The 13,243-nt window shown below is 70.1% G+C and carries 4 protein-coding genes, 1 tRNA gene and 1 rRNA gene; 5 read left to right on the top strand and 1 reads right to left on the bottom strand.

What is annotated here, in order from left to right; genetic code table 11:
- A 5S ribosomal RNA gene (gene rrf / locus PUR26_RS04270) occupies positions 1-91 on the top strand; the annotation flags it as partial.
- Positions 92-424: 333 nt separating this feature from the next.
- Positions 425-497, top strand: a tRNA-Thr gene (locus PUR26_RS04265).
- 56 nt (positions 498-553) lie between these two features.
- Here PUR26_RS04265 and PUR26_RS04260 read toward each other — a convergent pair.
- Entirely contained in the window at positions 554-3,205 is a 2,652-nt protein-coding gene (locus tag PUR26_RS04260) for a SpoIIE family protein phosphatase (RefSeq protein ID WP_329869343.1), read from the bottom strand.
- Between the two features lie 281 nt (positions 3,206-3,486).
- Here PUR26_RS04260 and PUR26_RS04255 point away from each other — a divergent pair, with 281 nt between their 5' ends.
- From PUR26_RS04255 to PUR26_RS04245, 3 genes are all read left to right on the top strand, one after another.
- Positions 3,487-9,021 carry a HAMP domain-containing protein gene (locus PUR26_RS04255; RefSeq protein ID WP_329869342.1) on the top strand — a complete coding sequence of 1,845 codons (5,535 nt, stop codon included), beginning with the start codon at positions 3,487-3,489 and terminating at the stop codon, positions 9,019-9,021.
- Positions 9,022-9,265: 244 nt separating this feature from the next.
- On the top strand, positions 9,266-9,946 hold the full coding sequence (locus PUR26_RS04250) for a response regulator (RefSeq protein ID WP_329869340.1): 681 nt from the start codon (positions 9,266-9,268) through the stop codon (positions 9,944-9,946).
- Positions 9,947-10,280: 334 nt separating this feature from the next.
- Entirely contained in the window at positions 10,281-13,073 is a 2,793-nt protein-coding gene (locus PUR26_RS04245) for a DNA translocase FtsK (RefSeq protein ID WP_329869339.1), read from the top strand.
- Positions 13,074-13,243 lie beyond the last annotated feature (170 nt).

Below are 13,243 nucleotides of genomic sequence, written 5' to 3'. Positions count from 1 at the left end.
GCCCGGTTACATTCCGAACCCGGAAGCTAAGCCTTTCAGCGCCGATGGTACTGCAGGGGGGACCCTGTGGGAGAGTAGGACGCCGCCGAACAATTATTGTGGGAAAGCCCCGCACCTTATGGTGCGGGGCTTTCCTGCGTTCAGGACCAGAGTGGAGTGAAGGACGGGTCCGCGAGCAGCTCCGGCACTGTCGGCGCCTCATCACCCACCTCGCTGCCCGGCCGCCCGCCGAGCAGTCCGCCCATACGGCCGGCGGCCCGGCCCAATCGGACTTCGGCGTCGGAGCGTTGGAGGCGGAGGGGTGAGCGGTGGACGAGCCGTCGAGGCAGTCCGCCGGTCCGCAGCGGCGATGGTTCTGAACACCCGCTGATTCGGGGTATGATCTATTCCGTTGCCGAGGGGGAAACCCCGAAGCGACAAGCCGGCCCCTATAGCTCAGTCGGCAGAGCGTCTCCATGGTAAGGAGAAGGTCAACGGTTCGATTCCGTTTGGGGGCTCCGAAGACGAAGAAGGCCCCCGCCCAAGTGGCGGGGGCCTTCTTCGTGTTCGCCGGTCAGCTGGTGTGCGGCTGGGGGACACGCATCGCGAGAATGGCCATGTCGTCCGAGGCGGGCTCCGCGGCGAAGCGTTCCACCGCGCGCAGAACACGGGCGGTGACCGCGCCGGCCGTCAGGCCCGTACACGTGGTCAGGACCTCCGCCAGGCCGTCGTCGCCCAGCATGCGGGTCCCCTCACGGCGTTCCGTCACACCGTCCGTCACACAGAGCAGGACATCGCCCGGATCCAGCGTCACCGTCTGCTCGTACAGTTCGAGGTCCTCCATCACGCCCAGCAGCGGCTGCGGTTCCGCCGCCGGCTCGACCGTGCCGTCGGGGCGCAGGCGCAACGGGAGCGGATGGCCCGCGCACACCACCTTGAGGACCGCGCTGCCGTCCTCCTGGGGCCGCAACTCGCCGTACAGCAGCGTCAGGAACCGGCTGCGGGCGCCCTCGTCGAGGATCGCCGCGTTCAGGCGCTCCAGGACCGCGGGACCGCCGAAGCCCTCCCGGGCCAGCAGGCGCAGGGCGTGCCGGGCCAGGCCCGTGACGGCGGCGGCCTCCGGTCCCGTACCGCACACGTCGCCGATGGCGAAGCCGTACGCGTTGTCCTCGATGGGGAAGAGGTCGTAGAAGTCGCCGCCGACCTCATTGCCCTCGCCGGCCGCGCGGTAGATGACGTCGACCTCGACACCCGGGATCTGGGGGAGGCCCGGAGGCAGCAGGCTGCGCTGGAGGGACTGGCTGATCGCCACGCGCTCGGAGTAGAGGCGCGAGTTGTCCAGGGCGAGCGCGGCCCGGCGGGACAGGTCCTCGGCGAGTTCCAGGATCTCCTGGCGGAAGTGGTCGTCGGATGGCTTGCCCAGGGTCAGCATGCCGATCACGCGATTGCGGGCGACCAGCGGCAGGACGACCGTCTCGCCGCCGACGGCCGCGGCCGTCGCCAGCGTCGTACCGATGCCGGAGGACAATGGGGTCGAGGCGAGGCCCAGCTCGCGCATGGAGGTGCGCAGGGCGGCCTGGTGGGCGGCCTCGCCGGGCGCGGTCCACACACGCGCCCCGGGGGACGGCACGGGCTCGGGCGGGGCGATCCTGGACAGGAGGGCCTTGAGGCCGTCGATACGCTCCTCGTCCTCGTGCAGGACGTAGGAGAGGTACGGCTCCGAGGACTGGTCGGCGATCGTGTACACCGCGCACCAGGTGGCCAGCGTCGGGACGGTCATCTGGGCCATCAGGGCCAGCGTCTGGTCGCGGTCCAGGGTGCCGGCGAGCAGGTCGGAGGCTTCGACGAGGAAGCTGAGCGAGCCGCGGCGCAGACGTTCGAGTTCACCGAGGCGGGCCGATTCGACGGCCAGGGCGATCCGGTCCGCGGCGAACTGCAGACGCAGGGCCTGCTCGTTGGAGTACCGGCCGGCGGATTCGGCGGCGACGCCCAGGGAGCCGGTCAGGCGCCCCTCGACCTTGAGCGGGACGGTGACCACCGAGCGCATCCCCGTGCCGTTCAGCAGGGGAACCCCGCCGTGGACGGCGGTGAGGTCCTCGTGGACGGCGGGCATGCGGGCCGAGGCGTAGCGGCCGGTACCCGACTCCACCGGGACGCGGGCGAAGCGCTGGCGGGCCGAGGGAAGGCCCGTGGTGGCCCGCACCTCCAGTTCGGTCTCGTCGTCCGTCGCGAGCAGCAGGAACGCGGCGTCGCCGTCCAGCATGTCGCGGGCCCGCTCCACCGTGCGCTGGAGCAGCCCGTCGAGATCGTCCGGGGCGGGGGAGCCGATGAACACCTCGAAGGGGTCGGCGTGGCGGTTGTCGCCGCCCGAGTCGGTGACCGGCGTCCGTGTCGGGGACTGGAGGATGGCCCGTTCGTAGTCCCGTACGAGCAGACACACCGTGGAGGGCTCGCCATGGGCGTCACGGACGCGCAGGTGAGAGGCGTAGACCGGGATGACCCGGCCGTCGTTGCAGCGCAGGCCGTAGCTGCCCTCCCAGCGGGACATCCGGAGGGCCTCGGCGATGCCCGTACCGATGCCGGGGGTCTGCGGCCAGGCGGCGAAGTCGCCCAGGGGTTTGCCCACGACCTGGTCCGCCGCGTATCCGAAGAGGCGCTCGGCGTCCTCGTTCCAGGCGGAGATGGCGCCGTTGCGGTCGATCTGGATGACGGCGACGCGGATCTGCTCGTCGGCGAGCGGAAGCATGCCGATGGGCAGGACGGGGCCGGCGGAACGGGTGCCCACGGGCCGCTCCGGCAGGTCGAGCTGGAACCAGACCTGCTTCTGGGTGGGGGAGTACTCGACGCCCCAGCGGGAGGCGAGAGCCGCGCAGAGCAGCAGTCCGCGGCCGTTCTCCCGGTCGGGGCTGCCCAGTGAGCGGCCGGTGCCCTGCATGGGCACCTCGCGTTCCGGGTAGTGGTCGGCGACCTCGACGCGGACGCCTTCCTCGGTCCGCAGACACAGCACGTCGGCCGAGGTGCCCGCGTGGACGACGGCGTTGGTGACCAGCTCGCTGGTGAGCACCACGGCGTCGTCGACGACATCCGTGTATCCCCACCCTTGCAAGGTGTCCCGGACGAATGCCCTCGCGGTCGCGACGGACCGCCCAACAGGCTCGAAACTGGCAGCCGCCCGCGCGGTGATCACAGAACTCCTCGTACGCGTCTCGACGCCCGGCTCTGCCATGATCGGCCCTGCCCTCCCCGTGCCCGGTGATGGTACTCCGCCATACCACCCCCGCCGGGCGGACCGGGGCGGTTGGACAGCCGGATGCCAGGTTACTTACCTTCGCTGTCCGGGCGGATGGTGGTCACCGCTGTTTCCGTCCCCCGGGGGTGGGGACGTTATGCGAAGCTGCCGAACTGTTATGGCCACGTTCGGCCGTGGTGAAACACTGGAAAGGCTTCCATCGGGAGCCTGAGCATTACCCGAGCAGCAATACGGTCAACCCCTTCGGGAGGGACACGGTGGAGTCTGGCGTGGCGGCGCGGGGCGGCAGCCCGCGCGCAAGGGGCGGCCGGTCCCGGACCGGTGGAACGGTGGAGGTCGACGCCGCGTCGCTGGAGCGGCTGCTGGCCGCCCTGGTGTCGATGCGGGACGGCAACTTCCGCAAACGCCTGACCGTGACCGGCGAGGGGATGATGGCGGAGATCTCCGCCGTGTTCAACGAGGTCGCCGACCGGAAACTGCATCTGACGGGCGAGCTGTCGCGGGTCCGCAGGATGGTGGGGCGCGAGGGCAAGCTTTCCGAGCGCCTGGAGTTCGGGGCCAGCGAAGGCGCCTGGGCGTCGGCGATCGAGGCGGCGAACGCCCTGGTCGACGACATGACCCGGCCGGTCTCCGAGGTCGGGCGGGTGCTGTCCGCGGTCGCCGACGGTGACCTGGACCAGCGGATGGAGTTGCGTTCGGACGGCGCGGAGGGCACCGCCAGGCCGTTGCGCGGGGAGTTCCTGAAGGTCGCCCGTACGGTCAACAACCTGGTCGACCAGCTGTCGGCGTTCACCGACGAGGTGACCCGGGTCGCGCTGGAGGTCGGTACCGAGGGCAAGCTCGGGGGCCAGGCGCAGGTGCGCGGCATGTCCGGTTCGTGGAAGGACCTCACGGACTCGGTCAACACCATGGCGTACCGGCTGACGGCACAGGTGCGCGACATCGCTCTCGTCACGACGGCGGTCGCCAAGGGTGATCTGTCACGGAAGGTCACCGTTCATGTGGCCGGTGAGATGCTCCAGCTCAAGAACACCGTCAACACGATGGTGGACCAGCTGTCCTCGTTCTCCTCGGAGGTGACGCGGGTCGCGCGCGAGGTGGGTACCGAGGGCGAGCTGGGCGGGCAGGCCGAGGTGCCGGGCGTCGCCGGTGTATGGAAGGACCTCACCGACTCCGTCAACACGATGGCGGGCAATCTGACGTCGCAGGTGCGAGGGATCGCCGAGGTCACCACGGCCGTCGCCAACGGTGATCTGTCGCAGAAGGTCACCGTGAGCGCACGCGGTGAGGTCGCGCAGCTCGCCGACACCATCAACCAGATGACCGAGACGCTGCGGACGTTCGCCGACGAGGTCACCCGGGTGGCGAGCGAGGTGGGCGCCGAGGGGCTGCTCGGCGGGCAGGCGCAGGTGCCGGGTGCGGCGGGAACGTGGAAGGACCTCACCGATTCGGTGAACACCGTCTTCCGCAATCTCACGACGCAGGTGCGGGACATCGCGCAGGTGACGACGGCGGTGGCCAACGGTGATCTGTCGCAGAAGGTCACGGTCGACGTCGCGGGCGAGATGCTGGAGCTGAAGAACACCGTCAACACGATGGTGGACCAGCTCTCCGCGTTCGGGTCCGAAGTGACGCGAGTGGCGCGGGAGGTCGGCGTCGAGGGCCGGCTGGGCGGGCAGGCGGAGGTGCCCGGCGCGGCCGGTACGTGGAAGGACCTCACCGATTCGGTGAACACGGCGTTCCGTAACCTCACCGGCCAGGTGCGGGACATCGCGCAGGTGACGACGGCGGTGGCCAATGGCGATCTGTCGCAGAAGGTCACGGTCGACGTCGCGGGCGAGATGCTGGAGCTGAAGAACACCGTCAACACGATGGTGGCGCAGCTGTCGTCCTTCGCCGACCAGGTGACACGGATGGCGCGGGACGTGGGCACCGAGGGCCGGCTCGGGGGCCAGGCGCGCGTGGACGGTGTCTCCGGTACGTGGAAGGAGCTCACCGACTCGGTCAACTTCATGGCCGGGAACCTGACGTCGCAGGTGCGCCAGATCGCCCAGGTGACGACGGCGGTGGCCCGTGGTGACCTGTCGCAGAAGATCGACGTGGACGCGCGGGGCGAGATCCTGGAGCTGAAGAACACCATCAACACGATGGTGGACCAGCTGTCCGCGTTCGCGGAGCAGGTGACGCGGGTGGCCCGTGAGGTGGGCACGGACGGACGGCTGGGCGGGCAGGCGCAGGTGCCGGGTGTCGCCGGTGTGTGGCGGGACCTGACCGACTCGGTGAACGGCATGGCGGGCAACCTCACGGCGCAGGTCCGCAACATCGCCCAGGTCGCGACCGCCGTGGCGCGCGGCGATCTGTCGCAGAAGATCGACGTGGACGCGCGGGGCGAGATCCTGGAGCTGAAGAACACCCTCAACACGATGGTGGACCAGCTGTCCAACTTCGCGGAGCAGGTGACCCGGGTGGCCCGCGAGGTGGGTACCGAGGGCATCCTCGGCGGTCAGGCCGAGGTGCAGGGCGTCTCCGGCACCTGGAAGGACCTCACCCAGTCCGTCAACTTCATGGCGAACAACCTGACCTCCCAGGTGCGCAACATCGCCGAGGTGACGACCGCGGTGGCCCGTGGCGATCTGTCGAAGAAGATCACCGTCGACGCCCGCGGCGAGATCCTCGACCTGGTCACCACCGTCAACACGATGGTGGACCAGCTGTCCAACTTCGCCGACGAGGTGACGCGGGTGGCCCGCGAGGTCGGCACGGAGGGCATCCTGGGCGGCCAGGCCCGGGTGCGGGGCGTCACCGGCATCTGGAAGGACCTCAGCGACAACGTCAACGTGATGGCCAACAACCTGACCTCCCAGGTGCGCAACATCTCCCGGGTGTCGTCGGCCGTCGCCAACGGCGATCTGACCAAGAAGGTGACGGTCGAGGCACGCGGCGAGGTCGCCGAGCTCGCCGACACCGTCAACACGATGGTGACGACGCTGTCGTCGTTCGCCGACGAGGTGACGCGGGTCGCGCGTGAGGTGGGCACGGAAGGGGAGCTGGGCGGCCAGGCGCGTGTGCCGGGCGTCTCCGGTACGTGGAAGGACCTCACCGAATCGGTGAACTCGATGGCGTCCAACCTGACGGGCCAGGTCCGTCAGATCGCCACGGTCACCACCGCCATCGCCAAGGGCGACCTCACCAAGAAGATCGACATCGACGCGCGGGGTGAGATCCAGGAGCTGAAGAACACCATCAACACGATGGTCGACCAGCTGTCGTCGTTCGCCGAGGAGGTCACCCGGGTGGCCCGTGAGGTGGGCACGGACGGCCAGCTGGGCGGGCAGGCCCGGGTCCGGGACGTCGACGGCACCTGGCGCGACCTGACCGAGTCGGTGAACGAGATGGCCGGTAACCTGACCCGCCAGGTGCGTGCCATCGCGGCCGTCGCCACGGCGGTGACCCGCGGCGACCTGAACCTCAAGATCGATGTGGACGCGGCGGGCGAGATCCAGGTCCTGCAGGACAACATCAACACGATGATCGCCAACCTGCGCGACACCACCCTCGCCAACGAGGAGCAGGACTGGCTCAAGGGCAACCTGGCCCGCATCTCGGGCCTCATGCAGGGGCGGCGCGATCTCGACGACGTCGCCTCGCTGATCATGAGCGAGCTGACGCCCGTGGTCTCCGCGCAGCACGGCGCGTTCTTCCTGGCGATGCCGACGAGCGGCGGTGCCGAGCTGGCGACCCAGGCGGACAGTGCGTACGAGCTGTGCATGAGGGGCAGCTACGGCTACTCGGCCGGTTCGATGCCGACGTCCTTCCGGCCGGGCGAGACGCTGATCGGGACGGCCGCGGAGGAGAAGCGAACCATCCAGGTCAACGTGCCGCCGGGCTATCTGCGGATCTCCTCGGGGCTCGGGGAGGGGGCGCCCGCGCATGTGATCGTGCTGCCGGTGCTCTTCGAGGGCAAGGTCCTCGGCGTGATCGAGCTGGCGTCGTTCCAGCCCTTCACCCAGATCCAGCGCGACTTCCTGAACCAGATCGCCGAGATGATCGCGACCAGCGTCAACACCATCAGCGTCAATACGAAGACCGAGGTCCTGCTCAAGCAGTCGCAGGAGCTGACCGAGCAGTTGCGGGAGCGGTCGGCGGAGCTGGAGAGCCGGCAGAAGGCCCTTCAGGACTCCAACGCGGAGCTGGAGGAGAAGGCGGAGCTGCTGGCGCAGCAGAACCGCGACATCGAGGTGAAGAACACCGAGATCGAGGAGGCCCGGCAGGTGCTGGAGGAGCGGGCCGAGCAGCTCGCCGTCTCCATGCGCTACAAGTCGGAGTTCCTGGCGAACATGTCGCACGAGCTGCGGACGCCGCTGAACTCGCTGCTCATCCTGGCGAAGCTGCTCGCGGACAACGCGGACGGGAATCTGTCGCCGAAGCAGGTGGAGTTCGCGGAGACGATCCACGGGGCCGGTTCGGACCTGCTCCAGTTGATCAACGACATCCTCGACCTGTCGAAGGTCGAGGCGGGCAAGATGGACGTCAGCCCGACGCGTATCGCGCTGGTCCAGCTCGTCGACTACGTGGAGGCCACGTTCCGGCCACTGACCGCGGAGAAGGGGCTGGACTTCTCCGTACGGGTCTCCCCGGAGCTGCCCGCGACCCTGCACACCGATGAGCAGCGCCTGTTGCAGGTGTTGCGCAACCTGCTGTCCAACGCGGTCAAGTTCACCGACACCGGCGCCGTCGAGCTGGTGATCCGGCCGGCCCAGGCGGACGTGCCGCAGTCGATCCGTGAGCAGCTGCTGGAGGCCGGTTCGCTCCGTGACCCGGACGGGGACCTGATCGCCTTCTCGGTGACGGACACCGGGATCGGTATCGCGGCCAGCAAGATGCGGGTGATCTTCGAGGCGTTCAAGCAGGCGGACGGCACGACCAGCCGCAAGTACGGGGGTACCGGTCTGGGTCTGTCGATCAGCCGGGAGATCGCCCGGCTGCTCGGCGGCGAGATCCACGCGGCGAGCGAGCCGGGCCGCGGTTCCACCTTCACGCTCTACCTGCCGCTGCACCCGAGCGAGCTGCCGCCCCAGGGCTACGCCCAGCAGGGGCACGGCCCGGGCGACCCGCACCTGGGCATCGGGGACGACGACGTGCCGTACGCGGCGGGGAACACGCAGTCCGCGTCCGGGCAGATGGCGGGGCACCTGCCCGGCGGCAACCGCTCCGGGGCGCTCTTCCGGCACCGGCGCAGGGCGCTGGGACGCACGGAGCAGCGGCCCGCGCTGCCCGGTCAGCCGGCCGGGACGGGAGCGGCCCCGGCCGCCCCGGGACCCGTGGCCGGCCCGGCTCCGGTGTCGGGGCCGAGCTCCCAGGACCCGTGGGGGACGGCCGGGCAGGAGGTCCAGGAGCCGCGCCGCAGCTTCGAGTTCGGCGGCGAGAAGGTGCTCATCGTCGACGACGACATCCGTAACGTCTTCGCGCTCACCAGCGTTCTGGAGCAGCACGGGCTGTCCGTGCTGTACGCGGAGAACGGCCGCGAGGGCATCGAAGTCCTGGAGCAGCACGACGATGTGACGGTCGTACTGATGGACATCATGATGCCCGAGATGGACGGGTACGCGACGACGACCGCCATCCGTCGGATGCCGCAGTTCGCCGGGCTGCCGATCATCGCGCTCACCGCGAAGGCGATGAAGGGCGACCGGGAGAAGGCGATCGAGTCCGGCGCTTCCGATTACGTTACGAAGCCGGTGGATCCGGATCATCTGCTCTCCGTGATGGAGCAGTGGATGCGCGGAGAGTGAGCGGCCGCTGGACGAGTACCGACGAGTTGCTGACTGAGTGTGGTCGAAAGCGTGTGAGGCGACGGATTTCGGGGAACCTTCTGGTCTCCCACCGCGTTTCCGCTGTGTGCACAGTGACATCGCGGTGACAGGGTGTGGTGACAGGCGGGGTGCGGCTACCATGACCGGCACAAGGACGGACGGCGCAAGGGAGTCGTCCCCTGGGGCGGCGCCCGGCCAATCGCCGGGACGAGGAGGACGGGCCATGGTGCAGAAGGCCAAGATCCTCCTGGTCGATGACCGACCGGAGAATCTGCTGGCGCTGGAGGCCATCCTCTCTGCGCTCGATCAGACGCTGGTACGGGCATCGTCAGGGGAGGAAGCGCTCAAAGCGCTGCTGACGGACGATTTCGCGGTCATTCTGCTGGACGTCCAGATGCCAGGAATGGACGGTTTCGAGACCGCCGCGCACATCAAGCGTCGGGAACGGACACGGGACATCCCGATCATCTTCCTGACCGCGATCAACCACGGCCCGCACCACACCTTCCGGGGGTACGCCGCCGGTGCCGTGGACTACATCTCCAAGCCGTTCGACCCGTGGGTCCTGCGCGCCAAGGTCTCGGTCTTCGTCGAGCTGTACATGAAGAACTGTCAGCTGCGCGAACAGGCCGCGCTGCTGAGGCTCCAGCTGGAGGGCGGCGGCGGGCAGGGAGGTGCGGTGAAGGAGTCCGCCGGTCTCCTCGCCGAACTCTCCGCACGCCTCGCCGCCGTCGAGGAGCAGGCCGAGGCGCTCTCCAAGCAGCTCGACGACGACTCGGCGGACGCCGCCGCCGTGGCGACCGCCGCGCACCTGGAGCGCAAGCTCACCGGGCTGCGCCGCGCCCTGGACGCCCTGGAGCCCGGTACCGCGGGCGGTTCGCCCACCCTTCCCGCCCAGAACTGACCGGCCGCCGGGCGGGCGGGACGGGCCCCGGGCCGCGCCCCGCGGAGAGCTCGGGCCATGCCCCGCGCCCGGTCGACGCGGCGCACGTGGCACGCACTTCCGCACTTCCGCTGCCGCGGGCGGCACGGCGGGGCGCACGCCACGACCTCAGGCCCGCCGGTCGGGCCGGACGCCCCGGCCACCCGTACCGGACGCGGATCCTCCGAAGGCCCCTGGGCCGTACGGCCCTTGGGGCTGAGCGGGCGTCAGTTTGCCGACGCGTCAAGGGCGACACGAACGGGTGAACCAGTGGGCACGCGTGTCGACCGCCGGTCACACCGGTAACCTGCCCCCCATGGCCTCACGTACGTCCGGCAAGGGTTCCCAGGGCACGGCGGGCACCGCGAAGCCGCGCGCCGGCCGTACCGCCGGCGCCGCGAAGAAGGCGGTCCCCGCCAAGCCGCCCGCCAGGAAGCCCGTCCCCAAGAAGCGCGTCCCCGCGAAGAAGGCGCCCGCGAGGGGGCCCGCCCGGAAGGCGGCGGTCAAGAAGGCCGCGCCGAAGCCGGCTCCGTCGCCCACCGGGGGCCTGTTCCGGATCGTCCGCGCCCTGTGGCTGGGGCTCGCCCACGCCGTCGGCGCCATGTTCCGTGGTGTGGGGCGCGGCGCCAAGGGACTGGACCCGGCGCACCGCAAGGACGGTGTGGCGCTCCTGCTGCTGGCTCTGGCCCTGATCGTCGCCGCCGGTACCTGGGCCAATCTGCGCGGTCCCGTGGGCGACCTCGTCGAGATGCTGGTGACCGGCGCCTTCGGACGCCTCGACCTGCTCGTCCCGCTGCTGGTGGGCGCGATCGCCGTGAGGCTGATCCTCCACCCCGAGAAGCCCGAGGCCAACGGGCGGATCGTCATCGGCCTCTCCGCGCTCGTCGTCGGTGTGCTGGGGCAGGTGCACATCGCCTGCGGCTCACCCGGCCGCGGCGAGGGCACCGAGGCGATGCAGGACGCCGGCGGACTGATCGGCTGGACCGCCTCCAAGCCGCTGATCTTCATGATGGGCGAGGTGCTGGCCGTACCGATGCTGGTGCTGCTGACGCTCTTCGGTCTGCTGGTCGTCACGGCCACGCCCGTCAACGCCATCCCGCAGCGGCTGCGCGCGCTCGGTGCCCGGCTGGGCATCGTCGAGCCGTACGCGCCGCAGCCGGTCGTGGGCGACGACGACGAGCGGTACGAGGAGCAGTGGCGCGAGGCGCTGCCCGCCCGCACGCGCAGGCGGGGGCCCGCCCCCGAGGCGTACGACGCCGACCAGGCCGAGGAGCAGGCGCTCACCGGGCGCCGGCGCCCGAAGGCCGCGGCCCCGCGGCAGTCCTTCGACCGGCCCATGGACGCGGTGGACATCGCCGCCGCGGCGGCGGCCGACCTCGACGGGGCCGTGCTCAACGGCATGCCGCCCTCTCCGCTGGTCGCCGACCTCACGCGGGACGTCACCGGCGACCGGGAGCGGGCCGCCGGGGCCGCCCGGACGGCCGGCGCCGGGGGGACCGCCGCCGTACCGCCCGCGCGCGACGCCGGGAGGACTCCGGGTGACGGGGTCGTGCCGGACCTGACCAAGCCCGCGCCCGTACGCGACGAGACCCAGCCGCTGCCCCCGCGCGCGGAGCAGCTCCGGCTCGCCGGGGACATCACGTACGCACTGCCCTCGCTCGACCTGCTGGAGCGCGGCGGTCCGGGCAAGACGCGCAGTGCCGCCAACGACGCGATCGTGGCCTCGCTGACCACGGTGTTCTCGGAGTTCAAGGTCGACGCGGCCGTCACCGGTTTCACCCGGGGGCCGACGGTCACCCGTTACGAGGTGGAGCTGGGCCCCGCGGTGAAGGTCGAGCGGATCACCGCGCTCACCAAGAACATCGCGTACGCCGTCGCCAGCCCCGACGTACGGATCATCTCCCCGATCCCCGGCAAGTCCGCCGTCGGCATCGAGATCCCCAACACCGACCGCGAGATGGTCAACCTCGGCGACGTGCTGCGGCTGGCCGACGCGGCCGAGGACGACCATCCGATGCTCGTCGCGCTCGGCAAGGACGTCGAGGGCGGCTACGTCATGGCCAACCTGGCGAAGATGCCGCACATCCTGGTGGCCGGCGCGACCGGCTCCGGAAAGTCCTCGTGCATCAACTGCCTGATCACCTCGGTGATGATAAGGGCGACGCCGGAGGACGTCCGGATGGTGCTCGTCGACCCCAAGCGGGTCGAGCTCACCGCGTACGAGGGCATCCCGCACCTGATCACGCCGATCATCACCAACCCGAAGCGGGCCGCCGAGGCGCTGCAGTGGGTCGTGCGCGAGATGGACCTGCGCTACGACGACCTCGCGGCCTACGGCTACCGGCACATCGACGACTTCAACGCCGCCGTGCGCAGTGGCAAGGTGAAACCGCCGGAGGGCAGCGAGCGCGAGCTGCAGCCCTATCCGTACCTGCTGGTCATCGTCGACGAGCTGGCCGACCTGATGATGGTGGCGCCGCGTGATGTCGAGGACGCCATCGTCCGCATCACCCAGCTGGCCCGTGCCGCCGGCATCCATCTGGTGCTCGCCACCCAGCGGCCGTCCGTGGACGTCGTCACCGGCCTCATCAAGGCGAACGTGCCGTCCCGGCTCGCCTTCGCGACCTCGTCCCTCGCCGACAGCCGGGTCATCCTGGACCAGCCGGGTGCCGAGAAGCTGATCGGCAAGGGCGACGGCCTGTTCCTGCCCATGGGCGCCAACAAGCCGACCCGTATGCAGGGCGCCTTCGTGACCGAGGACGAGGTCGCGGCGGTCGTCCGGCACTGCAAGGATCAGATGGCCCCGGTCTTCCGGGACGACGTCACCGTGGGGACGAAGCAGAAGAAGGAGATCGACGAGGACATCGGCGACGACCTCGACCTGCTCTGCCAGGCGGCCGAGCTGGTCGTCTCCACGCAGTTCGGCTCCACCTCCATGCTCCAGCGCAAGCTGCGGGTCGGCTTCGCCAAGGCCGGAAGGCTGATGGACCTGATGGAGTCGCGCAACATCGTCGGCCCCAGCGAGGGGTCGAAGGCGCGGGACGTCCTGGTCAAACCGGATGATCTTGACGGAGTGCTGGCCGTGATCCGCGGCGAGACCGACTCGTGAGCGGATCAAGGGCAACCGTTTCCTCCGGTCGTACGTCAAGTTGGGGGGAGGGGCGGAAAATAGACGCCCCGCCCCATCGGATGTCGGCCATACCGATGGCGTACAAAGTACGTCCGTCCGGTTGCTCCACCCTTTCGTACCACCCATAGACTGAACCTCCAGCAGGTGGT

Origin of the sequence: Streptomyces sp. SP18CS02, from assembly GCF_036322365.1 — a bacterium.
Taxonomy (GTDB): domain Bacteria; phylum Actinomycetota; class Actinomycetes; order Streptomycetales; family Streptomycetaceae; genus Streptomyces.
The sequence above is the reverse complement of the archived record's forward strand: the minus strand, read 5'-3'. Positions and strand labels throughout refer to the sequence as shown.